Annotated in this window: 24 protein-coding genes, 2 tRNA genes and 2 pseudogenes; 10 read left to right on the top strand and 18 right to left on the bottom strand. The window is 40.4% G+C overall.

Going from position 1 to position 26,509, the window contains the following annotated elements:
* Positions 1-17: 17 nt before the first annotated feature.
* From WH214_RS09035 to WH214_RS09025, 3 genes are all read right to left on the bottom strand, one after another.
* Positions 18-308 (bottom strand): co-chaperone GroES, encoded by a 291-nt coding sequence (locus WH214_RS09035; RefSeq protein ID WP_010326285.1) that lies wholly within the window; start codon positions 306-308, stop codon positions 18-20.
* Between the two features lie 194 nt (positions 309-502).
* Entirely contained in the window at positions 503-1,279 is a 777-nt protein-coding gene (locus WH214_RS09030; protein WP_339421340.1) for a metallophosphoesterase family protein, read from the bottom strand.
* Positions 1,276-2,199 carry a diacylglycerol/lipid kinase family protein gene (locus tag WH214_RS09025; protein WP_339421341.1) on the bottom strand — a complete coding sequence of 308 codons (924 nt, stop codon included), beginning with the start codon at positions 2,197-2,199 and terminating at the stop codon, positions 1,276-1,278. The genes WH214_RS09030 and WH214_RS09025 overlap by 4 nt, the downstream gene beginning before the upstream one ends.
* Before the next feature lie 415 nt (positions 2,200-2,614).
* On the opposite strand from WH214_RS09025, the gene WH214_RS09020 reads away from it, so the two are divergent.
* A complete protein-coding gene (locus WH214_RS09020; RefSeq protein ID WP_339421342.1) occupies positions 2,615-4,447 on the top strand; it encodes a phosphoenolpyruvate carboxykinase (GTP) in 1,833 nt (610 codons plus the stop codon).
* A gap of 180 nt (positions 4,448-4,627) precedes the next feature.
* Positions 4,628-4,807, top strand: a pseudogene (locus tag WH214_RS16960) (hypothetical protein); the annotation flags it as partial.
* Between the two features lie 116 nt (positions 4,808-4,923).
* Here WH214_RS16960 and glpD read toward each other — a convergent pair.
* Positions 4,924-6,441: a glycerol-3-phosphate dehydrogenase gene (glpD, locus tag WH214_RS09015; RefSeq protein WP_259233431.1), complete on the bottom strand. Its 1,518-nt coding sequence runs from the start codon at positions 6,439-6,441 to the stop codon at positions 4,924-4,926.
* Positions 6,442-6,977: 536 nt separating this feature from the next.
* Here glpD and WH214_RS09010 point away from each other — a divergent pair.
* Positions 6,978-8,297 (top strand): MFS transporter, encoded by a 1,320-nt coding sequence (locus WH214_RS09010; protein WP_078390146.1) that lies wholly within the window; start codon positions 6,978-6,980, stop codon positions 8,295-8,297.
* A 171-nt stretch (positions 8,298-8,468) separates the two neighbouring features.
* On the top strand, positions 8,469-8,897 hold the full coding sequence (locus WH214_RS09005) for a hypothetical protein (RefSeq protein WP_339421343.1): 429 nt from the start codon (positions 8,469-8,471) through the stop codon (positions 8,895-8,897).
* A gap of 25 nt (positions 8,898-8,922) precedes the next feature.
* Here the strand turns inward: WH214_RS09005 and WH214_RS09000 are convergent, their stop codons facing one another.
* Complete coding sequence (locus tag WH214_RS09000) at positions 8,923-9,609, bottom strand: class I SAM-dependent methyltransferase (RefSeq protein WP_339399902.1); 687 nt, start codon at positions 9,607-9,609, stop codon at positions 8,923-8,925.
* Between the two features lie 263 nt (positions 9,610-9,872).
* Positions 9,873-10,721, bottom strand: coding sequence for a bifunctional methylenetetrahydrofolate dehydrogenase/methenyltetrahydrofolate cyclohydrolase FolD (gene folD, locus WH214_RS08995; protein WP_010326278.1), 849 nt, complete (start codon positions 10,719-10,721; stop codon positions 9,873-9,875).
* A 152-nt stretch (positions 10,722-10,873) separates the two neighbouring features.
* On the opposite strand from folD, the gene WH214_RS08990 reads away from it, so the two are divergent.
* Positions 10,874-10,947, top strand: a tRNA-Cys gene (locus WH214_RS08990).
* A 10-nt stretch (positions 10,948-10,957) separates the two neighbouring features.
* Positions 10,958-11,043 (top strand) — tRNA-Leu (locus WH214_RS08985).
* 138 nt (positions 11,044-11,181) lie between these two features.
* On the opposite strand, the gene WH214_RS08980 is transcribed toward WH214_RS08985, so the two are convergent.
* The 6 genes from WH214_RS08980 to WH214_RS08955 form a co-directional block, all read right to left on the bottom strand.
* Entirely contained in the window at positions 11,182-12,087 is a 906-nt protein-coding gene (locus WH214_RS08980; protein ID WP_339421344.1) for a helix-turn-helix transcriptional regulator, read from the bottom strand.
* 146 nt (positions 12,088-12,233) lie between these two features.
* Positions 12,234-12,431: a hypothetical protein gene (locus WH214_RS08975; RefSeq protein ID WP_114837897.1), complete on the bottom strand. Its 198-nt coding sequence runs from the start codon at positions 12,429-12,431 to the stop codon at positions 12,234-12,236.
* Positions 12,432-12,663: 232 nt separating this feature from the next.
* Positions 12,664-13,656: an NAD(P)H-quinone oxidoreductase gene (locus tag WH214_RS08970; protein WP_159128217.1), complete on the bottom strand. Its 993-nt coding sequence runs from the start codon at positions 13,654-13,656 to the stop codon at positions 12,664-12,666.
* Positions 13,657-13,874: 218 nt separating this feature from the next.
* Positions 13,875-14,135, bottom strand: coding sequence for a DUF2798 domain-containing protein (locus WH214_RS08965; RefSeq protein WP_339421346.1), 261 nt, complete (start codon positions 14,133-14,135; stop codon positions 13,875-13,877).
* 22 nt (positions 14,136-14,157) lie between these two features.
* Entirely contained in the window at positions 14,158-14,466 is a 309-nt protein-coding gene (locus tag WH214_RS08960) for a DUF3861 domain-containing protein (protein WP_339421348.1), read from the bottom strand.
* 9 nt (positions 14,467-14,475) lie between these two features.
* A complete protein-coding gene (locus WH214_RS08955; RefSeq protein ID WP_339421350.1) occupies positions 14,476-14,997 on the bottom strand; it encodes a PadR family transcriptional regulator in 522 nt (173 codons plus the stop codon).
* Positions 14,998-15,239: 242 nt separating this feature from the next.
* Here WH214_RS08955 and WH214_RS08950 point away from each other — a divergent pair, with 242 nt between their 5' ends.
* A complete protein-coding gene (locus WH214_RS08950) occupies positions 15,240-16,403 on the top strand; it encodes a sterol desaturase family protein (RefSeq protein ID WP_159128214.1) in 1,164 nt (387 codons plus the stop codon).
* A gap of 119 nt (positions 16,404-16,522) precedes the next feature.
* Here the strand turns inward: WH214_RS08950 and WH214_RS08945 are convergent, their stop codons facing one another.
* The 5 genes and pseudogenes from WH214_RS08945 to lysS all read right to left on the bottom strand — a co-directional run bounded on the left by WH214_RS08945 (position 16,523) and on the right by lysS (position 23,194).
* Positions 16,523-16,795 carry a hypothetical protein gene (locus WH214_RS08945; RefSeq protein WP_234965540.1) on the bottom strand — a complete coding sequence of 91 codons (273 nt, stop codon included), beginning with the start codon at positions 16,793-16,795 and terminating at the stop codon, positions 16,523-16,525.
* A gap of 142 nt (positions 16,796-16,937) precedes the next feature.
* The gene (gene cysN, locus WH214_RS08940) at positions 16,938-18,554 is read right to left on the bottom strand and encodes a sulfate adenylyltransferase subunit CysN (RefSeq protein ID WP_259233423.1); all 1,617 of its coding nucleotides are present in this window, start codon (positions 18,552-18,554) and stop codon (positions 16,938-16,940) included.
* Between the two features lie 141 nt (positions 18,555-18,695).
* The gene (gene cysD / locus WH214_RS08935; RefSeq protein ID WP_004694369.1) at positions 18,696-19,610 is read right to left on the bottom strand and encodes a sulfate adenylyltransferase subunit CysD; all 915 of its coding nucleotides are present in this window, start codon (positions 19,608-19,610) and stop codon (positions 18,696-18,698) included.
* Positions 19,611-20,080: 470 nt separating this feature from the next.
* Positions 20,081-21,526, bottom strand: coding sequence for a capsule assembly Wzi family protein (locus WH214_RS08930; protein WP_339421358.1), 1,446 nt, complete (start codon positions 21,524-21,526; stop codon positions 20,081-20,083).
* A gap of 141 nt (positions 21,527-21,667) precedes the next feature.
* Positions 21,668-23,194: pseudogene (gene lysS, locus WH214_RS08925) on the bottom strand (lysine--tRNA ligase).
* A 277-nt stretch (positions 23,195-23,471) separates the two neighbouring features.
* Here lysS and WH214_RS08920 point away from each other — a divergent pair.
* Positions 23,472-23,978 (top strand): YqiA/YcfP family alpha/beta fold hydrolase, encoded by a 507-nt coding sequence (locus WH214_RS08920; RefSeq protein ID WP_178905142.1) that lies wholly within the window; start codon positions 23,472-23,474, stop codon positions 23,976-23,978.
* A gap of 36 nt (positions 23,979-24,014) precedes the next feature.
* Here the strand turns inward: WH214_RS08920 and WH214_RS08915 are convergent, their stop codons facing one another.
* Entirely contained in the window at positions 24,015-24,557 is a 543-nt protein-coding gene (locus tag WH214_RS08915; protein ID WP_339993209.1) for an adenine phosphoribosyltransferase, read from the bottom strand.
* A 514-nt stretch (positions 24,558-25,071) separates the two neighbouring features.
* On the opposite strand from WH214_RS08915, the gene rubA reads away from it, so the two are divergent.
* A complete protein-coding gene (rubA, locus tag WH214_RS08910; protein ID WP_004694381.1) occupies positions 25,072-25,236 on the top strand; it encodes a rubredoxin RubA in 165 nt (54 codons plus the stop codon).
* A 68-nt stretch (positions 25,237-25,304) separates the two neighbouring features.
* Positions 25,305-26,483 carry an NAD(P)/FAD-dependent oxidoreductase gene (locus WH214_RS08905; RefSeq protein ID WP_259233419.1) on the top strand — a complete coding sequence of 393 codons (1,179 nt, stop codon included), beginning with the start codon at positions 25,305-25,307 and terminating at the stop codon, positions 26,481-26,483.
* The last annotated feature ends 26 nt before the right edge of the window (positions 26,484-26,509 follow it).

Below are 26,509 nucleotides of genomic sequence, written 5' to 3'. Positions count from 1 at the left end.
CAAATGAACGTTCTGAATTAACCTTCAAGAACCGCTAAAATATCAGACTCTTTCATCACAAGAAGTTCTTCGCCTTCAACTTTAACTTTAGTGCCTGCATATGCACCAAACAGTACATTGTCGCCCACTTTTACGTCTAAAGCACGAACGCCATTGTCTGTAATTTTGCCATTGCCTACTGCAATAATTTCACCTTGAGCTGGCTGTTCAGCAGCAGAAGTACTCAAAATTAAACCACCTGCAGTTTTAGTTTCCTTTTCTACGCGGCGAATCACAACGTTGTCATGTAAAGGACGAATTTTGCTCATTTCTTGCTCCATAGACATTTTCAAAATGCCATTGTTTACGATGTGAAGATGACTTCTTATTCCTAGGTCATCAACAAAATTTTGATATGACACTTTTGTGGGGATGGAATAAAACGCTTCAAGGGCAAACACAAAATATTTTTATATTTTTGCGCTCTTTTTAAGCAAACCTCATCAAAGCTTAGACACTCAATTCAATCTGACGTATTTTGCTGCATCAACTCGAAGTGATTTGTTTCAGCGTTAAAGCTCAAATGCTGTACATCAGCATTCGGCAAAATAATATTCAGGCTATTGGGCAAACCCGCATGTAAACGATAAGACGTTGCCGTTCCAGCATGAATATCCAACACTGGATGCGATACCCCAAGTTGATAAATCAGATTTAAATCATAAACGGCAGCGTGGTGTAAATGCCCATGTAACAGTCCATTTAAACCATGTTGGCTCCATTGTTCCAACGCAATACGACCAAGCATTGGACAGTCTTTCACACCATGACTATGGTCTGGCGGAGTATAAAAAGGCTGATGCGCGGCGATCAGTTTAATTTTGTGCGCTGGTGCTTGCTGCAGCTTCAGGTCAATCTCTTGAATTTGGCTCAGTGAAATATGCCCTCGCGTATGGTAACGCCGACGAATACTATTCACTCCAATGACATAAAAATGTTCAGTTTCTAAGGTGTTTTCCATCCCCCCAAAAAACAGTTGATAACGTGCAAAAGGGCTAAAAAAACGATTCCATACATGGTACAGCGGAATATCATGATTCCCCGGCACCACCAAATACGGCAGCTTCAAACTGTCTAAAAACTGCCGACAAGCATAAAACTGAATAAACCGTGCGCGCTGGGTCAAGTCCCCACTGACCACTACAGCTTCAAAAGGATGTTCCTCACATAACTGACGAATGGCCTGCAAACAGGCTTCGCGTTCAGTCCCAAAATGTAAATCTGACAAATGTAAAATCATGCGGGAACCATAATATTTAATGCATGCTTACGTACTGTAATTTTCAGCGGTGGTGTCATCGTGACGATTTCCCCATCTACCGCAACCGTGAGCTTGTTATGCTTTGAATGAACAATCACTTCATCTGCTGCAAAGCTATAGACATCGGAAGCCTGATCCAAATTGCCTTTAATCAGCTGCCATAAGGTCTTAAACAAAGTTCGCTTATCGCTTTTTGCTACTACCACGCCCGCCACTTTGCCTGCTTCCGCCGCCTCGGCAATACGTAGTTTCATTTCAGCCAGTTGAAGTTGATTATTGCCAAAGAAAATCAATGGCGTTTTCACTGGATAGCGCTGTCCATCGACTTCCACTTCAAGTTTTAACTCTTTACGGTCGCGGATGAGAACATCCAATGCCGAGGTATACGCATGCAATGGAAAACGTCCAAAATGCTTATTAAACTGTTCTCTTTTTTGAATAAATAAAGGATAAAGCCCTAAACTGGCATTGTTCAGGTAGATATGTTGATTGAGCTGTGCCACATGTACAGAACGTGGCTGCCCTTCACTAATGGCTTTGGCTGCATCTAATAGGTCCAACGGAATATTCAGCACTCGCGCAACATAGTTAAAGGTACCTAGAGGCAAGATCCCCATGGGAATATCCGTTCCCATCAATTTAGACGCAACTGCATTTAAAGTACCATCCCCACCTGCAGCAACCACGACCCCTACATTTTCCGCTTGACGATGGCGTAGTAAAATCTCTTGCATCATCTGATCAAAGTTCATGCACTCACTTAACTCAAATGACTGTATTTCAAAACCCGCGGTACTCAGATCTGCTACCAACTGTTCATACACTTCATCTTTATTTGCGGCATGAAAACCTGATTTTTTATTATAAATAAGTGATAAAGGTTTGAGTTGCTCTGACATTTTGCACCTAAACTTGAAGTAATTGCTCTATTTTTGTCCAAATATTCAACACTTAACAGTTTTGTTATGTAAAATTCAAATGACTACCATTTATTTAATCAATAATAAATCTCAATCACAAAATAAACACAAATATATGATTTTAATACTAATATCTTAAATGAATAATCCTCATAAATATAATAAATACACAAAATAAAAGCCAAAAATCAAACCAAACCATTGTTTTTTAATAGTTAAAATGAAGCACCCCCATCGAACTGTTCATAATTTAGATACGCCTTTGGTCTTATTTTTTTTATCAAATTATGCTTTAATACAGCCACTTTTTTTTCATCTTTTCATCTCTGCAGTAAATTTTATTGCTGAGATTGTACTTTGTACAAACGTGTACATATTTGAGATAGGCCTCACCATGACCCAAGTGAACGCACCAGAATTCGTTCGTCACCCTAAGCTTATTGCGTGGGTGGAAGAAATTGCAAAATTAACAAAACCAGCGAAAATTGAATGGTGTGACGGCAGCGAAGAAGAATATCAACGTTATATCAACTTGATGATCGCTAACGGCACAATGCAAGCGCTTAACCAAGAAACGCATCCTGGTTCTTATCTTGCTAATTCTGATCCTTCTGACGTTGCTCGTGTTGAAGGTCGTACTTACATCTGCTCTGAAAAACAAGAAGATGCTGGCGCAACAAACAATTGGGAAGAGCCTGCTGAAATGCGTGCGCGCCTAAATGGTTTGTTTGACGGTTCAATGGCAGGTCGTACTTTATATGTAGTCCCGTTCTCTATGGGCCCATTAGGTTCTCATATTGCGCATATTGGTATCGAATTAACTGACTCTCCTTATGTTGCAGTTAGCATGTCTAAAATGGCTCGCATGGGTAAAGCTGTTTATGACGTTCTTGGTATAGACGGTGAATTTATTCCTTGCGTACATACTGTTGGTGCGCCGCTTGCTGATGGCGAAAAAGATGTTGCATGGCCTTGCAACCCTGAAAAATACATCGTGCACTACCCAGAAACACGTGAAATCTGGTCTTACGGTTCTGGTTACGGCGGTAATGCATTGTTAGGTAAAAAATGCTTAGCTTTACGTATTGCATCGTCTATGGGTCGTCAACAAGGTTGGTTAGCAGAACATATGCTGATCCTTGGTGTGACTAATCCTCAAGGTGAAAAACACTACATCGCAGCAGCATTCCCTTCTGCTTGTGGTAAAACAAACTTCGCAATGTTGATTCCACCAGCAGGCTACGAAGGTTGGAAAATTGAAACTGTAGGTGACGATATTGCTTGGATCAAACCAGGTGAAGACGGTCGCTTATACGCAATCAACCCAGAAGCAGGCTTCTTCGGTGTAGCGCCTGGTACAAATACCAAGACCAACCCGAACTGTATGGCTACACTTCACAAAGACGTGATTTATACTAACGTTGCGGTAACTGACAATGGTGAAGTATGGTGGGAAGGTCTTTCTAAAGAAGCACCTGCTAACTTGACTAACTGGAAAGGTCAGCCTCACACTGGCGCAGAAAAAGCGGCTCATCCAAATGCGCGCTTCACTGTTTCAGCAGGTCAATGTCCTTCTATTGATGCTGACTGGGAAAATCCAGCGGGTGTTCCAATCTCAGCGTTTATCTTTGGTGGTCGCCGTGCGGACACAGTGCCTCTAATTTCAGAAGCATTTGACTGGGTAGATGGTGTTTACAAAGCTGCAACTATGGGCTCTGAAACAACTGCTGCTGCTGTTGGTCAACAAGGTATTGTTCGTCGTGACCCATTCGCAATGCTTCCATTTGCGGGTTACAACATGGCGGATTACTTCTCTCACTGGTTAGAGCTTGGTGAAGAAGTTGCAGCGAAAGCCAAAGCTGCGGGCAACAAACTTCCGGGCATCTACAACGTGAACTGGTTCCGTCGTGATGCTGAAGGCAACTTCGTATGGCCTGGTTTCGGTCAAAACATGCGTGTTCTTGAGTGGATCATTGACCGTTGTGAAGGTCGTGCTGATGCAGTTGAAACACCAATTGGTTTAGTTCCAACTTATGAACAGTTGAACTGGACAGGTTCTGACTTCACTAAAGCCCAGTTTGACCTTGTGACTTCTCAAGACAAAGATCAATGGATCAAAGAGCTTGAAAGCCACACTGAACTATTCGACAAACTTGGTGACCGCCTACCAGCTGCACTTAAAGCTCGCCAAAACGAACTTTTAGATGCTGTTAAGCAATCTGCTTAATCTTTAAATTAAGCCAAAAAAAGACCGCGCAAGCGGTCTTTTTTTTAATCTCTTTATAATTTTAAAACTTTATAACTCAACAAAAATTTATCACGCTAGACATGGTTTACACAGAAGTAACCACAACTTCATATTTGCGTAATCAAAGGCACACCGGATTGAACTCAATTTTGAAATCAAAAGCGCAGCAAAGTCGCTAAGGGCACTTATGGCAGTGTGGTTGAACTCTATCCGCATTTTGCTGAACGTGCACATCAAGTCGGTGGCAACGTCGTCATTAACTATAATGCCAGCCAATGATTTGGCTTTTGGCCTTGGCGTATTGTCCGCCCAGTCGTTTGGGGAACGGCTGTAAAATGAAAGAAACCTGTAGACTGTAAATAGCTCGGCGGTATCGAAATTTAAATCTAAAAAAGCCGCGATAGCGGCTTTTTTAATAGAACAAAATCAACTGTAGCCATTACACATACTTAACACTATGCAGCATCCCCCTGCATACGACGCAGGTGTAAATCCTGCAAGTAGAGGTCTAAAGCTTGAGTTTCTAGTGCATCAAATTTTAAATACAGTTTAGTCCGTCGTTTTAAAATATCTTCACTGCTGATGGCCCACTCACGTTTCACCACATAATCCACTTCTTGCTGATACAAACCATGGCCAAAAGACTGCCCTAAAGTTTGCACATCTTTGTTCTCACCGAGCATATGCCACACTCGACTACCATAACTGTTTGCCCAACGATGCGCTGTTTGAGACTCTAGCCCTTTGATTTCATGCATCAACTCTGCACATAAAACCTCGACTGAACTAAAACCTTCCGCACCTGGGAGTTTTGCCTCAGCCGTCCATTCCGCTTTCATGTGTGGAAAATAACGTTTCAGCTGTAGCAAAGCCGCTTCCGCCAACTTGCGATAAGTCGTTAGCTTTCCACCATAAACAGATAACAATGGCGCTTCATCCGCAACAGGCTTAGACATCGCCAGTACATAATCACGTGTCACTTTAGAGGCTTGGGTACTTGCATCATCATACAGCGCCCTTACGCCTGCAAAGCTTGAAATTACATCTTCTAGCTGTAATTGAAGCTTGAAATGGTCATTAATCACATCAATCAAATAAGCCGTTTCCTGCTCGGTAATATGGACATGATTTGCATCACCCTCAAACTCTACGTCCGTGGTACCAATCAGGCTGTATTCATCTAAATAAGGAATTACAAACACAATACGTTGATCGTCATTTTGTAAAATAAATGCATGCTGTTCAGGGTATAAACGCTTCACAATGATATGACTACCCTGAACCAATCGAATGCCTGCCTTCGGCGTTTGGGACAGTTGCTGTTGAATAAAATCTGTGACCCATGCACCCGTTGCATTAACTAAAGTTCGAGCTTTAATTTGGTAGTGTTGTTTTTGATGCTCTAACGTTAGGCACCACACACCCTCTTGCTGAACCGCAGAAACACATCGCGTCTGGGTTCGAATTTGAGCCCCTAGCTCATGTGCTTGAATTGCATTGACTACCACCAAACGCGAATCATCCACAGTACAGTCCGAATATTCGAAACCACGTTTAATGGTGTCTTTTAAGGGACTGTCGACATTAAAATGAACAAGCTCCGAGCCCTCTAATGTTTCTCGTTTTGCCAAATAGTCATAAATAAACAAACCTGAACGAATCAACCATGCAGGGCGCAAATAAGGCAAATGCGGCATAATAAAACGCATAGGATGGATCAAGTGTGGGGCTTTTTTTAACAAGACTTCACGCTCTAATAGCGCTTCACGTACTAAACGAAATTCTTTTTGTTCGAGATAACGCAATCCACCATGAATGAGCTTACTACTGGCTGAAGACGTATGACTGGCTAAGTCATCTTTTTCACAGACGAAAACACTTAAACCACGCCCTACAGCATCATTTGCAATGCCCACCCCATTGATGCCCGCGCCCACAACGGCAATATCATAAATGGCATCTGTGTCTTGCATATTCACCTCTCTCATTGAGTTATTGTGTTATTTTTGTTCTTCAAGCTAAACTTAACACCAAAATCCAACCTTGTCATATTCCAAAGCCGGTCAAATCAGAGAAAATTCGTTACTCTAAATAAATTAATAACCTCATCTATTTTTACAATTTAATTTTAATTTTTACTATTCAGTGAAAAGTCGACTAATTTTCAAGCTAAAAAACACTTTCCTTTCTAAAAAACAACATTCACCATAAAATAAAAAAACACCATAACCCCTTGTATTTTAATTGACTATTCACACTTTAAAAAATCACAAGAGTTTGTTTTAAATAAGTAAAATTATAATTTCCCATTAAAATAAAGATATTCATTAGAAAAACTTAACAGCATATAAATCATACCAACATTTAGACTAAAGTCGAATGAAGTCCAAGGATAAGGGGAGTATAACGAAACAGAATTTTTTGTTTAATCTTAAAATATATTGTTTTAACTTTTTCTACTTAAAAAGTTAAAAGATGTATTTTCCGAACTTCTCTTTGGGAAATTTTTGTGACTGATCTATCTCCCCAAACTGCTCCAGTAAACATCGATAAAAAGACCCGTTTAAAATCGATTCTCGGTGGTTCAGCTGGCAACTTAGTTGAATGGTATGACTGGTATGTCTATGCCGCATTTACCTTATATTTCGCGCCACAGTTTTTCCCTGAAGGGGATGACACGGTAAAACTCTTACAAGCTGCAGCCGTCTTTGCACTGGGCTTCCTGATGCGTCCTATTGGCGCGTGGATCATGGGTATTTATGCAGACCGTAAAGGACGTAAATCAGGTCTTACCCTGTCTGTATCTTTAATGTGTGTAGGATCTTTGATTATTGCCTGTGCACCTACCTATGCCAGTGTGGGTATGCTCGCACCTGCCTTATTACTCTTTGCTCGTTTATTGCAAGGTTTAAGTGTTGGTGGAGAGTACGGTTCAAGCGCAACCTATTTAACGGAAATGGCTGGAAAAAACCATCGTGGTTTCTTCTCTAGTTTTCAGTATGTGACTCTCATTTCAGGTCAGCTCTTGGCGCTGTGTGTGTTGATCATTTTACAACGCACCATGAGCGAAGCACAGTTATCTGAATGGGGCTGGCGTATTCCCTTCTTCATTGGTGCTGTACTTGCCATTGTGGTGTTCTGGATTCGTCGTGGTTTAGTTGAAACCCAATCTTCAAAAGATGCACAAGAACAGGCTAAAAATGGTGGCCCAAAATCTAGCGCACTTGCTTTATTTACCAAATATCCAAAGCAAGCATTCACTGTGATTATGCTGACTGCGGGTGGAACGCTGGCATTCAATACCTTTACCACGTATTTACAAAAATACTTAGTCAACACCTCAGGTTTTGAGAAAACCACAGCAACAGAGATCACCACAGCAGCAATCTTTGTCTTCATGCTATTACAACCTGTGGTGGGCGCACTGTCTGATAAAATTGGTCGTAAACCAATTATGATCACTTTTGGTGTATTGGGCGTGCTGTTCACAATTCCAATTTTCAACGGTTTAGGTTCAACCAGCAGTCCAACAACTGCATTTATGCTATGTATGAGCGGTATGGTGATTGTAACGGGTTATACTGCAATTAATGCCGTAGTCAAAGCAGAGCTCTTCCCAGCGCATATTCGTGCACTAGGGGTTGCCCTACCTTATGCGATTGCCAATACCATCTTTGGTGGCACAGCAGAACTTGTGGCATTGAGCTTTAAAAACGCAGGACATGAAAACTACTTCTTTTACTACATCACTTTCATGATTGGTTTATCTCTACTGACTTACATCTTTATGAAAGACACCAAAAAGCACAGCATGATTACCGATCATTGATGCTTAAAGTAAGCATGTAAGTTAATAAGCTAAACATAAATAATGCCTTCTCGAATGAAGGCATTTTTTATGTTTGATCAATTTTTTGCCGAAACTTGATCGATTGAAATATCGTGAATTACACCCGCGTATGGCATACTAAGAACAAGAATAATGTTAGGAACTTTTTATATGAAAAATACGTATAAACTTTTAGGCTTAAGCTGTATCGTTTTAGCAGTATCTGCATGTCAAAGCATGCCTCGCCAATACAATGGCAATGTTGGCTATCAAATTGAACATCAATCAGCGTCGAGCGCTACCCTTGCTTATACGCTTGCTGCTCGTAAGAACCAGCAACTCGATGAAAACAAATTACAACGTGCTTGCCAAAAGGTTTTAGGCTCACAAAAGAATTATAAATTGGCGATTTTAAGTATTAATGAAATTCCTAACACTGCAGCAGATGTTCCCGAATATGGCCGCCAAATTGGTCAAAGCCGTGCCACTTTTGGATTAAGCAATACACCCGACTTACACCAAGGTGAAAACTTTGCAACACGCGAGTCACTTGAAGCACGACCAAGCACACTACATGTTGTGCGCTATACCTGCTCTTAAGACCTTCTGATATATAAAAAAGGGCTTAGTGCCCTTTTTGAACATTCAACGTTCGATAAAAACTTACATTGCGAAACTCTGGTGACTCATCTAGATCTGGCCAAGTTGTGGCACTACGCTCATCAAGCTTTATGTATTGCGGATGGCTAAAATTTTTAACACGACTATCTGCCACCCAAACCTCAGGTGCAAACTTTAAAAACTCATCTAAAAAGAAACGATTACATTGGTCATATAAAACATCGGCAGCCAATAGAACATCGACCTGTTCAGATTGATATAAATCATCCAAATACTCTAGCTCTACGCTATTGAGTTCCGCATTGGCACGGCAAGCATCTAAACTAACTGCATCAATATCACAACAAATCACACGTTTTGCACCTGCTATTTTAGCAGCAATCGCCACCACACCTGAACCTGCGCCAAAATCCAACACTACCTTATCTTTGACGTGATGAGGCTCTGCCAGTAACCACTGCGCCATGGCTAGGCCTGAAGCCCAACAAAAGATCCAATATGGCGTTTCATTCCAAATACGGCGAATGATTTCATCATCCAGTTTATCGGTTGGAAATACGGGAGGAATGAGCCACAAAGAAATGGATGTTTCAGGAAGCTGTTGCGCAAGCAATTCACAGTTTGGAATCACTTCATGCAAGGCTTGAAGTAAATGATCTGGGGCTTTAGGGAATTGGAAAGTACAGCTCATAAGTTATTGAGTATTTTTATGCTTTTACTGCGGGTTCTTGCAGCTAAGATTTAGATTGAGGAATTAGCCTTCGGCTAGACCTACTTTTGTTTTGGCAAAAGTAGGCAAAACCATGGTCATTTGCTGAACTCGACTGAAATCATCATTTATTTACTGCTTCACAGAAAGATTTTTATCGAATTTAGTCCGGCCTCGAACAGCAGCAAATAACGATGTCACGACTCCAAAACCAACATAAAACTGATTTTAGAGTCTTATAAAAATTAACCTAAAGCTTTCTCAGCCGCTTCAACCGTTTGACGAATTAGTGTCGTAATCGTCATTGGGCCAACACCACCTGGAACAGGTGTGTACGCAGAAGCCACTTCTTCAATACCGACCAATTGAATGTCGCCTACACCACCACCATCACGTGGATGGAAACCAGCATCAACAACCACTGCACCTTGTTTGATCCAATCTTTTTGAATCAATTCTGCCTTACCAACCGCACCCACGATAATATCGGCTTGCTTCACAAAGTCAGCTAAGTTTTGAGTACGTGAGTGACAGATCGTTACGGTTGCATTGGCTTGAAGTAACATCGCAGCCATTGGCTTACCTAAAATTGCAGAACGACCTACAACAACGGCATGCTTTCCAGCAATTTCAATATTGTTTTCTTGCAAAATAGTCATAATGCCGGCAGGCGTCGCAGAACCATATGCTGCTTCACCCATGGCCATACGACCAAAACCAAGACAAGTTACGCCATCCACATCTTTTGCAAGAGAGATTGCATCAAAACATGCACGCTCATCAATTTGTTCAGGCACTGGATGTTGAAGCAAAATACCGTGAACATCCGGATTTGCATTCAGTTTTTCAATTTCTGCCAACAATTGTTCAGTGGTGGTCTCTTTTGGAAGTTCAACTTTAAGTGAGTCCATACCAACACGACGACAGGCATTTCCTTTCATACGCACATAAGTTGCAGATGCACCATCGTCACCCACCAAAATTGTCGCAAGAATTGGGGTACGACCTGATTTTGCTTTGAGCGCTTCAACGCGAGTTAACAAGTCAGCTTCAATTTGTTTTGCCAATGCACGACCATCTAAAACTAATGCCACGGCACATCTCCAAGTGTTGATATGAATCAATTTTGCACATAATACATGATAATTTTAAATATTTTTCGCTATATGCTGTTTTTATGCGCATACGAATGAAAGCACTATTGTTTTTTTTTCAGAGCTTGCTAATATACGCATCAACAAGACGCGGCGGGGTGGCAGAGTGGTCATGCAGCGGACTGCAACTCCGTGGACGCCGGTTCGATTCCGACCTCCGCCTCCATCTTGTTAAAGCCCGAGTGGTGAAATCGGTAGACACAGGGGATTTAAAATCCCCCGCCCACAAAGCGTGCCAGTTCGAGTCTGGCCTCGGGCACCATTCTTATACTTCTAAGCATGGTGCATATAAAGAACCCAGCATTAAGCTGGTTTTTTTATGCCTATAGAAAAATCACAATACAATGCAAAAAAAAAGAGAGCATATTGACTCTCTTAAAAATAATATCTCATTCGTGTATCACGATAAGGGTGGTAATAAATAATGTTGCAGATCTTGTTCTAATTTTTCTTGAAAATGAGCTGGCTCAATAATTTTAATGTATGGAATCCAATAACGCACCAAAGGTAAAAGTTGCATTTCATGGCAAATTTGACAATCAATTAACAACCCCCCCGATGCATCTTCTAGTACGATTTGTTGCTCGGGCAATAACAGACGTTGCTTAAAATATAAGGCAACTTCAGGTCGCACCGATATTTTCACCGTTTGCTTATACTTTGCAAACCAAATCCCTTCACTGAGTTCTAATTGGGTCAAAACTTCTAAATGATGCTCGAAAAGCTCCGACTCATGTACAACCACTTGATCTATTTTACTTAAACGATAAGCACGTAATTCATCAGCTACAGCTGCAGCCAAATACCAACTTCCCTGATGATGAATTAAACGATACGGGTCAACATGGCGTAAACGATCATTATAAATAAAACTGATTTTTTGACGCTTATGAATCGCGCCCGCAAAAACCTGAAAATGTTCAGCAAATTGCTGTGCATTTTCATAATAATAACCTTTGGCAGAGAACACTTGATTCGCTCGCTCATCAAGCAGGCCACGTAGAAAAGACATATCTAGAGATGGATAGAGCTCACTGATCCCAGAAAGCTGCGCAAAGTTCTGAATGTCTTGTAGCTTAAAGCGCCCAAGATAAACAGGATCTAAAAAGTACTTCTTGGTATATTCATCTTGAAGTAAAGGCAAATACGTATTGAGACGATCAAAATCTCGCTCTATTGTCCGAGTACTCACCTGAAATTCATGTGCTAGTTCTGCAACCCCCAATTGATACCCAGTATTTAATTTAGTCAAAATATTTGCTAAACGCTCCGCAAGGCGTTCATGTGTTGAAGCTTTACGCTTCATATTGCCCTCGCTGCACAATCAATGTTGTGTCTTTATTTATAGTTAAATGCCTAAGCATTATATTCAATATAAATCACTGAATAATATTAAGTAAAAGACAAACGGTCAGCTTTCAAGCTATGTCATTTTTTATCAAAAAAAAGCGTTCAATGTTTGTTAGATTTCTTCTTTACAGCGGTTTGCTGATGCGCTAATCGCTCTATATAGCGCTCAAAATGAATTAAGGCTTTATACAACTTGTGTAACTCATCAGGTAAAACACTATTATAGATAACCGCCTTATGCAAGCGCTTGAGCGCACGGAAACCATGCGCATGTGTATATGATGTCGATAAAATTTTCATGACAACCCTCTTTTCTGTTTTATTTTTCATTTAAAACCACGTAAATTTGTCAGGTTTAAATTTAGTTGCAAATTTACACCACGGTTTTGACAGGTTGTGTCGAACAGTTATCCTTTTTTAATCTTTGTGAAATTAATTTCTGTTTTCAGTACATTATTTTTATTTTTTGGAAAATTTTAGACAAAAGAAAAGCTGACACTAGGTCAGCTCTACTTTTTATACTGTAGAAATATTACAGAATTTTTACCACAACTTTACCCACATGCTCACCCGTGTCCATGCACGCATGCGCTGCTTGAATCTGATCGAACTCAAAAGTTTGATAAATCATTGGCAAGCACTGGCCTTTGGCCCATAGTGGTGCTACATGATCTTGTAAACCTTGTGCAATCTCAGCCTTCTCAGCCGTATTTCGTGCACGCATGGTCGAACCCGTGATGGTTAAGCGCTTCATCATAATTTGCCCCAACTTAACATCTTTGGCTTTTGCCCCTCCTAAAAAGGCAATATAAACCAAACGTCCATCGCGGCGGAGCAAGTTCAAATTCTTTTCTAAATACGGTGCACCCACCATATCTAAAATCACATCAACACCAGCATTATCCGTTTTCTCATTGATCACGTGTTCAAAGTCTTGGGTTTTATAATTGATGGCATCTGTCAAATTCGCAATGGCTTGTACTTTTTCATCGCTGCCGACGGTTGCAAAGGTTTTAATATCCAATGCTTTACATAGCATGAGTGCCGTGGTCCCAATACCACTGGTTCCACCATGTACCAACACCACTTCCCCTGCTTTAGCTTTACCCATTTGGAACACATTGGCCCAGACCGTGAAAAAAGTTTCAGGAATAGCCGCCGCTTCCACAAAGCTTACATTTTCTGGAATATGTAAAGTTTGGCTTTGTGGAACCACGCAATACTCGGCATAACCACCACCATTGGTCAAACCACAAACTTTATCGCCTAATTTAAACTGGGTAACTTCAGCTCCAACTGCAACGACCTCACCTGCAACCTCAAGCCCCGGCACTTGCGTTACCCCAGGCGGCATTGGATATAAACCCTGACGCTGTAATATATCTGGACGGTTAATACCAAACGCATGGACTTTAACCAAAACCTCGTCTGCTTTTGCTTCAGGGATCGTCACTGTTTCATATGCCAGCTTATCCACACCCCCTGGCTCTGTAATAATGACCTGTTGCATCGTTGTTTGTGACATGATTTATTCCTAACTCTTGCAATATTTTTCAAGTTTCATAGACCTATTTGATCATAGAAATAAATTGAAATGAATAACACCGTACTTATGTATAGTCTGAAGACTATTTTGCTGCGTGATAGCACTGATCATTGATAAAAAAGCAAGCTGCGACCGCTCTCGACATCCCTCTCAAACATTACTTAGAACGATTAGGGCCAGATGAAAAGCACAGCTATTCAGTTATGTGGCTGATCAGGCAAAGACACAAACTGCATTAGAAATTTACGGACCAGAGGCAAAAACACCATAATCAGAGGAAATGCAATCAACCAAGATAAGCTCCAGCTTTTGAGCCAAAAATGGAAGAAATTATGCACTAAGCCTTTATTTAGCAGTAAGTTAAAACCAGAAATAGAACCACTCATCAGGCCTGAAAGCAATAAAGGCATTAACCAATTTAAATGTTTGATATGAATTTTGGGGAGCGTGTTGAACATAATCGACCTGAGTAAATAAAAATTAGCTTTGGCTTTGCGTTTTAACGGTTTGTTTTAAAGCTTTCATAAACTGCCCAAAATGTGGCATAAAATCTTTAAAGAGTGGAAGGTTTTTATGCTCTAGCATCACCTCACTAAAGAGCTTTAAACCAACAGTAAATGATTTCGCTGCTTCATCATCCAGCATTTGACTGTTTTGAATCACATGTAACACTTTAAAAATATCGTCGTGGTTATAAGTGTTAAAACTCAAAATATCGGTATAGGTCGATGGGTTGCCTTGGGCATCGGTAATGTGTTTAAGTGTGACTTCATAAGTATGTTGTTTCATTCTGTTTTCCTAGAGACGTGCAATATTCACCGCTGCTTGATCGATTTTTTCTGCAATAACACGAATTTGTTCAGCGCTCAGCTCACTGTGTTGTATCTTGAGCTTTAAGGAAGCTTTGAGGTTTTCCATCGCACGTTTAATGTCAAGATATTGTTCATTATTTTGAATTTTTTTACGCGTATCGAAACGAGATAAAATCTTTTCCACATTTGCTTGCTCAACCTCAAGATGCTTCAAACCCAAGGCCGTTATACGGTATTGCTTACGTTCAGCATCATCTAACGCGACCTGAACAAACTGCTGCTCTTCCAAATAATTCAAGGTTGGATAGATCGTTCCTGCACTTGGGCAATAGCCCCCTCCCACAATTTCACTCATTTCTTTAATAAGGTCATAGCCATATTTAGGTGCGAATGAAATGAGATGTAAGGCTAAAAGTTTCATCTGACCCGCTTCAAATAGGCGCTGTTTACGTAACACTGGTGCTGTCTCTAAATCAGCAAAGGGTTTAACTTTTTGTGCTTTAGACATAAACAAGATACATCTTTAAATTATTAAGATATATCTTAGTTAATTTTTTAAGGATTGCAACCTCAAATCCTGAAATAGAACATCAAAATTTAAGATCAAATGGGTAAACGTGAAGGATTACTTGATATTTTTAGATAAGATTGCTGAACAGTTGCAATACCGCTAAAATTTAACCTCTGTTTTCACGTTCCCCCCCTCAAGTGAACTCTGACAAAACTCCTAAAATTCAGAATTAAATTAAAATGACAGATCAACTTAGAAAAAAATTTGAAAACCTACAACTCAATGCTGGGCAAGGCAAGATCAGTGCATTTCTTTCTGTTTCCTTAGGCTTTTTGGGTATTTTTGCTGCTTTATGTTTTTTATTTCCCACTGTGCTCACCACACCAGAGCTACGCCCGCTATATAGCAAACACTATGATGTTTTCTACTATACCTTACTGTTTGGCATTGTAATCAGTGCTGGCTTTGGTACCTATAGTGCGATCATTAAACAGAATAAATATGGTTTTTATGGTTTGTGTATCACCATTTTAGCGGCTATTTTAGGCTGTGGACTGATCAAAGCACCGACATTGCCTGCTCTACCCTTTTATGCAGGTTTTGATTATTTCGTTATTACCTTAATCATCCTTGCTTTGGTTTTCATACCACTTGAAGGATTCTTTGCAAAGAACACTGAACAGAAAATTCTGCGCGTTGGCTGGGTCACAGACATGAAATATTTCATGTTTAGCCATATTGGCATTCAGCTTTTTTCGTTTTTAACGGTCATGCCTATTCAGTATTGGATCACGCACATTCCCAATAACCCGATTGTGCCTTATGTGCAGGCGCAGCCAATTTGGTTGCAGTTTATTGAGTTATTGATTGTGGTGGACTTCACCACCTATTGGTTACACCGTGCGATGCATGAAGTGAACTTTTTATGGCGCTTTCATGCCATTCACCATTCAACGGAACAAATGGACTGGCTAGCCTCTTCACGCTTACACATCGTTGAAGTGTTAATGACCCGTTTTATCGCAACTTTACCAATTTTCTTGTTAGGTTTTCATACCTCTGCGGTCTTTGCATATTTGGTCTTTATTTCTTTCCATGCCATTTTTATTCACTCCAACGTGCGTTTCCGCTTTCCCTATCTGCGCTGGCTGATCGCAACACCTGAATTTCATCACTGGCATCATTCTTCCGAAAAGCCTGCGATTGATAAAAATTATGCAGCCTTTATTCCACTTTATGATGTGATTTTTAAATCGATTTATATGCCTAATCATTTGGCCAGTGTATATGGCACAGTCGGCTATAAAATTCCAAACAGTTTTGTGAAGCAGTTTACTTGGCCATTTAAACGTTATGTGAATAAACTGAAAAAGCGCTTAAACAAAGATAATGAGACTTCCTAACAAAACCAATCGATTAACAATCTCAATAATTGAAGCTTGTCTAATCCCTCACCAAAATAGAAAACCTGTATCTCCGCAGGTTTTCTTTCATTTTCCAAGCCTTGTAAATCGAACTTAAATTACGCTCGCCCTTTAAATTCTTTGACCATACGATCACTCACGTCTTCTGGATAACACAGTGGCGCAGCACCACCGACTCGATTGTAAGCACTACGTTTACCACACCGACTTCCATTTCTTGCAGTATTGTAAGGACAAGGACAATTTCCCGAATACGCTTGTATCGATTGTTGAATAATTTCCTTCTTAATCGCTTCATCACTTTGCGTAGCCTGTTTAGCATCAGCAGCAAAAGTTAAAGTTAAACCAATAAATAATAATATTTTTTTCATAATACCCCTCTACAAAAGAGGCATTCTATAGCACTGAATTTTTATTGAAATATCACATTATTTATTTGAATAATATTTATCCATCTAAAATAGAAATAAAAAACCCACCTTATGGTGGGTTCCTTCAAATCAGCCCAATCTCTTATAGACGAACCAATTCAACAATTTTATCAGCTAGCTCTTCAACCGCATCTTGAGTGAATGCGACATCTGTACCGTCGACAAGGTCAGTCACCACAACCACACCTGTTTCACGTACTAGTGCAACCTGATCAGCAGTTAGACCCGCTTTCGCAATCGCAACCACACCTTGTTGAATCAACAAGTTTTCAAGTGCTTGTGCATTTTCTAGGGCTTTCGCAGAGACAGTTACCGCAGCAGGTTTTTGACCTAAACGTGCAGCACGGTCTTCCGCTGTGACAGGGTTGCTATGCGCAGACCATTCCACAGACTCTTCCACCATACCCGCACCAATCGTCACGTTGTTTAAACGGTCAATGAAGATAAACGAACCTGTATAACGGCTGTCTTGGTAGCGATCAAATACCACAGGCGCATCAAACTCAACCGTGACATTAGCAATCGCGTTCAGCTCAAGACTATCGACTTGTACTTTTTCCAATGTGTTGACATTGGTACGGTAGTTAATTGCAGTCACTTTTGCAGGAACAGTTTGCGTGCCCACTTTTAAGTTATACAACTTACCAATCACCAGCGGTTGATCTGCCATCCAAACCACCGTGGCATTGACCGAACGTGAAATTTCTGGCGCAGCTTGATCTGCACGTACAAGTACGTTACCACGCGAAATATCAATTTCGTCATTCAGCGTCAACGTTACGGCTTGACCTGCAACAGCACGCTCTAAGTTCCCATCATAAGTAACGATTTCTTTAACCGTCGACGACTTACCTGATGGTAAAGCCACGATTTTGTCACCTACTGATACATCACCCAGCGCAACCGTACCGCAGAAACCACGGAAGTCGAGGTTTGGACGGTTCACATATTGCACAGGGAAACGGAAATCGTTGGTCACTGAACTGCGGTTAATTTCCACAGACTCAAGCGTACCCATCAACGTTTCGCCTGTATACCATGGCGTATTTGGTGATTTATTGACAACGTTATCACCATTCAATGCTGAAATAGGTGTAAAGATAATGTTGTTTGGCTTACGGTCACCCAATTGCGCCACAAAACCTGCATACTCCGCCTGAATTTCATTGAAGCGCGCTTCAGAAAATTCAACCAAGTCCATTTTGTTAATCGCAACAATAATGTTCTTAATGCCAAGTAAGCTTGCAATATAAGTATGACGACGCGTCTGAGTTTGCACACCATAACGCGCATCAATCAAGATAATCGCAAGGTCACAAGTCGACGCACCCGTTGCCATGTTACGCGTGTATTGCTCATGTCCTGGCGTGTCGGCAATGATGAACTTACGTTTTTCAGTTGAGAAATAACGATAAGCCACATCAATGGTAATACCCTGCTCACGTTCAGCTTGTAGACCATCTACAAGGAGTGCTAAGTCAGGTGCATCGCCTGTCGTACCAACTTTTTTAGAGTCACGAGTCACCGCTTGCAATTGATCTTCATAAATCAATTTTGAATCGTAAAGCAAACGACCAATTAAAGTTGACTTACCATCATCGACGTTCCCGCAAGTCAGAAAACGCAATAAGTCTTTATTTTCATGTTGTTTGAGATAGCCCAAGATATCTTGGCTAATCAGTTCTGATTGATGAGACATTGCTCAAAACTCCACATATTCTTTAGAAATCAGTTGCTAATCTTTAAATCCACCTAAATCCTCCTTTGATAAAGGAGGACTTTCCTCCATTTGTTTCGGGAGTTCCCCCCTCATTGTTAAAGAGGGGGTAGGGGGGAGATTTTAGAAATAACCTTCTTGCTTTTTCTTTTCCATCGAGCCCGCCTCATCATGGTCAATCATACGACCTTGACGTTCAGAGCTAGTTGCAAGCAACATTTCTTGGATAATTTCAGGTAAGGTATTTGCCGTTGACTCCACGGCACCCGTAAGTGGGTAACAACCAAGAGTACGGAAACGTACCGATTTCATTTGTGGAACTTCGCCTTCTTTTAAAGGCATACGTTCATCATCAACCATAATCAGAGTACCACTACGCTCAACCACAGGACGTTCTGCAGCTAAATAAAGTGGAACCAATGGAATGCTTTCCAAGTAGATGTATTGCCAAATATCAAGCTCAGTCCAGTTTGATAGTGGGAATACACGAATACTTTCACCTTTGTTCACTTTACCGTTGTAAAGATTCCAAAGTTCAGGACGTTGGTTTTTTGGGTCCCAACGGTGTTTCGAGTCACGGAATGAATAGACACGTTCTTTCGCACGTGATTTTTCTTCATCACGACGTGCACCACCAAATGCCGCATCAAAACCATATTTATCAAGTGCTTGTTTTAAGCCTTGAGTTTTCATAATGTCGGTATATTTTGAGCTACCATGATCAAATGGGTTTATGCCCGCATCTTTCCCTTCTTTGTTTTGATGTACGATCAAATCAAAGCCATGGGTTTTTGCCATGTTGTCGCGGAAAGCAATCATGTCTTTAAATTTCCAGCCCGTATCTACATGCAGAAGCGGAAATGGAAGCTTGGCAGGATAGAACGCTTTGAGCGCCAGATGCAGCATCACTGCTGAATCCTTACCAATAGAATAAAGCATTACTGGGTTTTCAAACTCAGCAGCTACTTCGCGGATAATATGAATACTCTCAGCTTCAAGCTGTTTAAGATGAGTAAGTCTTTCCTCATTTAATGACATTGACAGCACCAACTCACAAAAATCGTGTACTTATTACACTTTTAAAAATATATATTCATTATAAAGATTTAGTTATACACACTATTGCTTGTTTTATTATATTTATATGCAAAAACCTCATATAAAACAAAATTGATAAGCTCTATAAGTTTTATTCAACAATCATATATCCCTAAATAAACTCAAATATTACATCAACTTCATTCCAAGTATTCAGCCTATTTACCAATTCATCCTTCGATTTGCCTCTAATTTTCTGCTAGGTAATACATCTACAAATACCTAAAGTCGGTTTCATTTAGGTTCTATGTATATGACTTACCAAACTCGCAACCTACAAGACTAAAAATAACAGCCAATACAGAACAGCTTGTTGATTGTATATATCAACATGATAGCAAAGAAAGTTAAGCTAATTGCACGAGCCATAAAAAACCCGCAATCAATGCGGGTTCTATCACTCTCAAATATTAATAATGAAAAACGCGTTTATCCAAAGGTATTTCTATACCAATCGATGCACCAGCATCATTACCATGTAAATCAGAATCACTGAACCAACCATTAATTTTGATTGGTACAAATGGTCTTAAGTAATGTGACCAAGTTAAATCGATAGCTTTAATATCATCTGTTTCAGGAAAGGCTGCATTGGTAATACGGCCAGATTGATTAACCTTTGCAAATAATAATCGACCATTTAAACGATTCATTGGATCGAATCGAATATCTCCACCTACAGAAATCATCTCACCATCACCACCCATAGCATGCCCCAATGGGAAACCATGTTGGTAATAACCATCGGTATAAGTTGAATGATTATATGAAACCCCTAACGCGTCACGGTTGGTACGAGTATCAGCCCATTCTGTATAAAGTTGATATGGCATGTTTTTAAAAGATGACGAATAATCTACGCCAGCAAGATACATTTTTTTAGAAGGTAAGCCACCAGCTTCATCTTCACCTACATATTGCCCATACAGACTCATAGGTACATTCAACAACTGCTGAAAATTCAATCTAGCATCAAAACCAGCAACTTGATTAGATGGATCTGGTTCTCCAGTCCCACCATTGTCTTTATTTCCGACAAAAGCATCCCATAATGAACTTAAACTTTCAGGACGACCTTCTCCGCCCCATTGAAAAGCACGGGAAGCTCCTAATTCTAAATAAGGTAAAGGTTGTGCTGTAAGACGTAAACCCACTAATTTAGCATCTGGTACAGCAGAATAATCATCTAATTGACCAGCAAATGCTTGATACTGCCAAGGGCCAATCCATGACAACCATTTTGTTTCAAAAGCTGATTGATCTGCACGTTGAGCCGTAAACCCATAGACTGGACGGCTTGCATCGCCACGAATTAAGCTACCATCATGTCCTGGGCCCCAATATGTTGGTATCTGGCCAGCAATTAACCATTGATTCCACAATTTTCCAGCTATGTACGATCCTTCAACATTAACGTCTTGATCGTTGTCAATTTGTGGGTCTTTTTCTCCATTCACTCTAAGGCGAACATCCCAATTTTCACCACCGGCATTAAATTCCAAACCTGCTTGGTACTGTGCCTTTTCTTGATCACCAAAAGCTTGCGGAATTTGTTTTTGATCACTCTCAGCAAATAAACGTGCTTTAAACATCGTGTTCTCACGATCGAGATGAACTCGCACTGACTCAATAACTTTTTGCTGAGCAGGAGTCGCAACTTTAGCCTGAGACAATACTCTTTGAATTTCATCACCGCTCATTGGCCATGTAGATGTGCTAATTTGAATCACACCCTGCTGATTTAACCAGTTTAGATCTGTTCTTAAATTTTGATCATTTAAAACGAGACCTTGAGCAAAGATACTCGTTGTTGCACCCATTAGCACAGCGATTGCAAGTGTTTTTTTTAGAAACATTCCGTTTTATTCTCAGGACTTAAAGCTAAGTGTTACCTTATTTTTTTTATCTCTTTTTTTCAAGCTTTTCTATTTAGTAATGTTGTAAAGATCAATAAAAAAACCCGCAATGAATGCGGGCTTTTTATGTTCAGATCAAACTTAGTTTTTATGACGCATGTGTGGGAACAGAATCACATCACGAATACTTGCTGCATTAGCGAATAACATAACTAAACGATCAATACCGATACCCTCACCCGCTGTCGGCGGTAAACCATACTCAAGTGCTTCAACAAAGTCTGCATCGTAGTGCATTGCTTCATCATCACCTGCGTCCTTTTCTGAAACCTGAGCTTGGAAACGTTCGGCTTGGTCAATCGGGTCATTCAACTCTGAGAAACCATTCGCAAGTTCACGGCCACCAATAAAGAACTCAAAACGGTCCGTAATGTGTGGGTTATGATCATTACGACGTGCCAATGGCGATGTTTCAGCTGGATATTCTGTAATGAAAGTCGGCTGACGTAGCTGAGTTTCAACAGTTTCTTCAAATACGATGGTTTGAAGTTTGCCCAGACCAAAACCTGGTTTTACCTGTTCTTTCAGCTCTTCTTGCACAAATTTTGCCAAGAATTCACGATCATTGACATTTTCAGACGTGAACTGTGGGTTGTGTGCAAGAATGGCATCAAACATTGAAATTTTCTTGAATGGGCCTTTGAAGCTATACACTTCTTCACCATAAGGCACATCAGTTGAACCCAAAATGTCCAGCGCTAAACGCTCAAGCATATTTTCTGTAAGCTCCATCAAGTCTTTATAGTCAGCATAAGCTTGATAGAATTCAATCATAGTGAATTCTGGGTTATGACGCGTCGAAACACCTTCGTTACGGAAGTTACGGTTAATTTCAAACACACGCTCAAAACCACCAACCACCAAACGCTTTAAGTAAAGCTCAGGCGCAATACGTAAGAAAAGTGGCATATCCAAAGCATTATGATGCGTTTCAAATGGACGCGCTGACGCCCCACCCGGAATCACATGCATCATCGGTGTTTCTACTTCCATGAAGCGCTGTTCAGTTAAGAACGCACGAATGCCTGAAACCACTTTGGCACGAATTTCAAAAGTCTTACGAGTTTCTTCGTTCACAATCAGGTCAAGATAACGCTTACGATATTTAACTTCAGTATCGTTTAGACCATGGAATTTATCTGGAAGTGGACGAAGCGACTTGGTTAAAAGCTCAAAATGTTCGATATGGACATAAAGGTCACCCTTACCTGAACGACCAATATAACCTTTCACCGCGATAATATCGCCAAGATCTAAGCTCTTAATGGTTTCTAAGGTTTCTGGTGCTAATTCTTTACGCGCAACATATAACTGGATACGACCCGTCATATCTTGGATCACGATGAATCAACCGCGGTTCAACATCACACGACCCGCTACAGACACATAAACATGCTCTGCTGCTTCAATTTCTTCTTTGCTTTTGTCTGCAAATTGATCTTGTAAGTCTTGCGCATAATGTTCACGTTTAAAGGTGTTTGGCCATGGGCTAGTGCCCGTTTGTTTGGCTTGATCTTCAATCTGCTTTAACTTGGCATGACGCTGTGCAATTAAATCGTTTTCGGAAATGGCTTGTTCAGAAGTCGATTGAGCGTTTTGTTGCGTCATCTCTGCCTCGTATATGTATTAAAAAACGGAAGTTGCATAGCATAGCAGAATTCCAGACGAATGAGCATCATCAAAAACCACGCGGTATATAAAAAAGCATACATCCTGTTTATTTCTGAGCTTAGACGCCCACCGTATAAAAGGTCTGTCTATTTCTTAGACCAAAAGCTAACTTCATTTCACGGTTAATCCCTCTACAATGGATATTATAAATCGTGGAAAAGTAAACTTTTCTCCACTCATAAAATAATTTATTTTTTTTATTGAATGATAAATCATGAGCAGATGCGAATCTAAAATTTTGTTTTTGCATGGATTAGACTCCTCACGTGAGTCCACTAAGTTCCATGCCATTGATGCAAAGCAGAAATTTTGTATCGATATCGATTATCGCTATCTCAATTTTTCTACCGTAGCCAGTTTCTACGACGATATTATTGAAAAAATAAAACCTGAAATTATTGTTGGGCATTGTATTGGTGCGTATTGGGCATTGAAAATGTCACTGCTACATCAAATTCCATGTGTTATTGCCAACCCACGCTTAGCCCCTGACTTTCGCGATGATTACCCAAGCATTAATGATACTGACTTAGACCACAATGTACCGCAAGTGGCCTATTTAGAGCTGGGAGATGAATTAATTGATATGTATGCAGCACAGGAAGTTTTAGAAAACTATATGTTGATTCAAGCAGTTGAAGGTGGACATCACCGACTACTTAAACCTGAAAATATTAATCAACTGATTGAACATCTAGAACAACAATATTTATATAAATAAAAAAAGCCTTGGATGTCCCAAGGCTTTTTAATGTGCTTATGCAGCAACAGATTCTGGTTTCGATTTGTCATCTAACACTGACCAAATCTTTAAACCTAAGTCAGCATGCAAATCAGGCAAATCAAGAAAAATACTAGCACCGAGCACTTCATGATTACATTTTGCCACCAACTGTTTAACGGCTTTTAATGTCCCACCTGTCGCTAAAACATCATACACAATAATCACTTTTTGCGACGGGGTATTGGCTGCCATTTCTAAGCGGTCTAAACCATATTCCAAACTATAACCCACACCCACCACCGGTGGTGGCAGCTTGCCTGCTTTACGTACCAACAATAAACCTTTACCTAAACGTTGTGCCAATAAGCTCGCAAGCACAAAACCACGCGCTTCTACAGCAACAAAACTGTCTACTTCCGCCAACTGCTCAGCAGGAATACTTGCAATTAACGCGTCGGTTAAAGGCTCAATATTGCTCATAAACAATGGTGTTAAATCGAAGAAGCAAATCCCTGGTTTTGGAAAATCTTGGACCGTACGAATGTGCGACCACAACGTTGTAGACAAGTTGTTCATAGGAGATCAATAAAATTTGAAAAAGAATAGATGAATTTTACAGCTTTATCTGTTAAAAAAACAGACAAGCTCTGGGCATGCAGCCAACTGAACAACCAAAATATTTATGTAAGTTATTGTTTTTAATTAAATCATTTATTTAATAAATATTAGGTATAGATGTACTCAATATTAAAATAGCAATTTAACTCTGCATTTACATCACGACCTTAGTCTATATTTTAATGATTTTAAAAGACTAGCCGATTGAAAAAACACATCTTTTTGACATGCAATCATCTATATCTTTCACAATTTTGAAAAATACGATCTGGTTTTAAATGATACGTTTTGTCCTGACCATCGCTTTTAGCAGATAGATTCAATCATTAAACTCCGATATTTACTTTACATTCGTATTAGAACTGCGTAAAAATTTAGATTAGCGAAGTATGCTAACCACTCAGATGAATAGCAGCTTGCGTAATGGATTATTTTGCTGAACCCTTTCTTGTTCAGCGTTTTGGAGAGTCAAATGAAGAAGTATCAATGCATCGTTTGTGGATGGATTTATGACGAAGCAGAAGGTTGGCCACAAGATGGCATCGTAGCGGGAACAAAATGGGACGATATCCCTGACGATTGGACTTGCCCAGATTGTGGCGTGTCAAAAATCGATTTTGAAATGGTTGAAATCTAATTCATAGTGTTAAAGACCATGCAGCATGGTCTTTTTTTACGTCTTTAAAATAATCTCTGGAGAACCTTATGCATCCCATCGTCATCATTGGCTCAGGTATGGCAGGCTATGCTGTAGCACGTGAATTTCGCAAGCTGAACCCTGAACAAGAGCTGCTTATGCTATGTGCAGATGATGCGACTAATTATGCCAAACCAACGTTGTCCAATGCCTTTGTTGCCAACAAAGCGCCTGAACAAATTGCTTTGGGTGATGCAGAGAAAATGGCAACACAACTGAAAATGCAGATTGCCACGCATACTTGGGTAAAAGAAATTCATGCTGAACAACAGCAGTTAACCCTTGTTAAAGATGGCACTGAATCTACACAGCCCTACTCTCAATTGGTTTTAGCAGTAGGTGCAAACCCAATTCGCTTAGCCATTGCAGGTGATGGAAGCAATGACATTCAAGTTGTAAACAATCTAGACGACTATAAAACCTTCCGCGCAGAACTTGAAAAGCGGGCAGACAAACGTGTAGTCATTTTAGGTGCAGGTCTTATCGGTTGCGAATTTGCCAATGATTTACAACATACAGGCCATCAAGCTACCGTCATCGACTTGGCAAACCAGCCTTTGGGTCGTTTATTGCCAGCGCATGTTTCAAGTGCCTTTAAAGAAAACCTTGAAGCAACGGGTATTCATTTTGTCCTTGGCACCACAGTTGAAAAAGTTTCTAAAATTGAAAATGGTGACTATGTTGTGACCTTGGCCAATGGTCAGTCTTTGGTCGCAGATGTAGTGTTATCTGCGATTGGCTTACAACCAAGCATTTCCCTTGCAAAAGAAGCAGATATTCAAACTAGTCGTGGGATTTTGACCAACGTACAACTTGAGACCAATCAACCACACATCTACGCCGTAGGAGATTGTGCTGAGGTAAATGGACTCTTGCTGCCTTATGTCATGCCAATCATGCAACAAGCACGCGCTTTAGCCAAAACCTTAAATGGTGACACCACTGCGGTGCATTACCCTGCTATGCCTGTAGCAGTTAAAACACCCGCTGCGCCGCTCACTGTTTTGCCTGCGCCAATCGATGCAGAGGTGAACTGGGAAACTGAGGAATTAGACGATGGCATGATTGCCAAAGCCCTAGACAGTCAAGGTACACTTCGCGGCTTCGTACTGCTCGGTGCAACCGCAGCGAAACAACGTTTAGCATTAACAAAACTGGTTCCAGACTTGATTCCAGCACAGGTTTAGAGTTTAAATAAAAGGACATTTATAAC

Source organism: Acinetobacter sp. MYb191 (genome assembly GCF_037572605.1).
Lineage (GTDB): Bacteria > Pseudomonadota > Gammaproteobacteria > Pseudomonadales > Moraxellaceae > Acinetobacter > Acinetobacter johnsonii.
This window is presented reverse-complemented; position numbering and strand designations above follow the sequence as displayed.

What these genes read in the sequence shown, in the direction of transcription:
- cysN (WP_259233423.1), bottom strand. Translation starts at nt 18,554, where the DNA reads ATGTCTCATCAATCAGAACTGATTAGCCAAGATATCTTGGGCTATCTC.
- WH214_RS09005 (WP_339421343.1), top strand. Translation starts at nt 8,469, where the DNA reads ATGAAAAATACGTATAAACTTTTAGGCTTAAGCTGTATCGTTTTAGCA.
- cysD (WP_004694369.1), bottom strand. Translation starts at nt 19,610, where the DNA reads ATGTCATTAAATGAGGAAAGACTTACTCATCTTAAACAGCTTGAAGCT.
- WH214_RS08965 (WP_339421346.1), bottom strand. Translation starts at nt 14,135, where the DNA reads ATGTTCAACACGCTCCCCAAAATTCATATCAAACATTTAAATTGGTTA.
- glpD (WP_259233431.1), bottom strand. Translation starts at nt 6,441, where the DNA reads ATGCAAGACACAGATGCCATTTATGATATTGCCGTTGTGGGCGCGGGC.
- WH214_RS09030 (WP_339421340.1), bottom strand. Translation starts at nt 1,279, where the DNA reads ATGATTTTACATTTGTCAGATTTACATTTTGGGACTGAACGCGAAGCC.
- WH214_RS08915 (WP_339993209.1), bottom strand. Translation starts at nt 24,557, where the DNA reads ATGAACAACTTGTCTACAACGTTGTGGTCGCACATTCGTACGGTCCAA.
- WH214_RS08930 (WP_339421358.1), bottom strand. Translation starts at nt 21,526, where the DNA reads ATGTTTCTAAAAAAAACACTTGCAATCGCTGTGCTAATGGGTGCAACA.
- WH214_RS08905 (WP_259233419.1), top strand. Translation starts at nt 25,305, where the DNA reads ATGCATCCCATCGTCATCATTGGCTCAGGTATGGCAGGCTATGCTGTA.
- WH214_RS08960 (WP_339421348.1), bottom strand. Translation starts at nt 14,466, where the DNA reads ATGAAACAACATACTTATGAAGTCACACTTAAACACATTACCGATGCC.
- WH214_RS09020 (WP_339421342.1), top strand. Translation starts at nt 2,615, where the DNA reads ATGACCCAAGTGAACGCACCAGAATTCGTTCGTCACCCTAAGCTTATT.
- WH214_RS08950 (WP_159128214.1), top strand. Translation starts at nt 15,240, where the DNA reads ATGACAGATCAACTTAGAAAAAAATTTGAAAACCTACAACTCAATGCT.
- WH214_RS08945 (WP_234965540.1), bottom strand. Translation starts at nt 16,795, where the DNA reads ATGAAAAAAATATTATTATTTATTGGTTTAACTTTAACTTTTGCTGCT.
- rubA (WP_004694381.1), top strand. Translation starts at nt 25,072, where the DNA reads ATGAAGAAGTATCAATGCATCGTTTGTGGATGGATTTATGACGAAGCA.
- WH214_RS08920 (WP_178905142.1), top strand. Translation starts at nt 23,472, where the DNA reads ATGAGCAGATGCGAATCTAAAATTTTGTTTTTGCATGGATTAGACTCC.
- WH214_RS09000 (WP_339399902.1), bottom strand. Translation starts at nt 9,609, where the DNA reads ATGAGCTGTACTTTCCAATTCCCTAAAGCCCCAGATCATTTACTTCAA.
- WH214_RS08970 (WP_159128217.1), bottom strand. Translation starts at nt 13,656, where the DNA reads ATGTCACAAACAACGATGCAACAGGTCATTATTACAGAGCCAGGGGGT.
- WH214_RS08955 (WP_339421350.1), bottom strand. Translation starts at nt 14,997, where the DNA reads ATGTCTAAAGCACAAAAAGTTAAACCCTTTGCTGATTTAGAGACAGCA.
- WH214_RS08975 (WP_114837897.1), bottom strand. Translation starts at nt 12,431, where the DNA reads ATGAAAATTTTATCGACATCATATACACATGCGCATGGTTTCCGTGCG.
- WH214_RS09025 (WP_339421341.1), bottom strand. Translation starts at nt 2,199, where the DNA reads ATGTCAGAGCAACTCAAACCTTTATCACTTATTTATAATAAAAAATCA.
- WH214_RS09035 (WP_010326285.1), bottom strand. Translation starts at nt 308, where the DNA reads ATGAGCAAAATTCGTCCTTTACATGACAACGTTGTGATTCGCCGCGTA.
- WH214_RS08980 (WP_339421344.1), bottom strand. Translation starts at nt 12,087, where the DNA reads ATGAAGCGTAAAGCTTCAACACATGAACGCCTTGCGGAGCGTTTAGCA.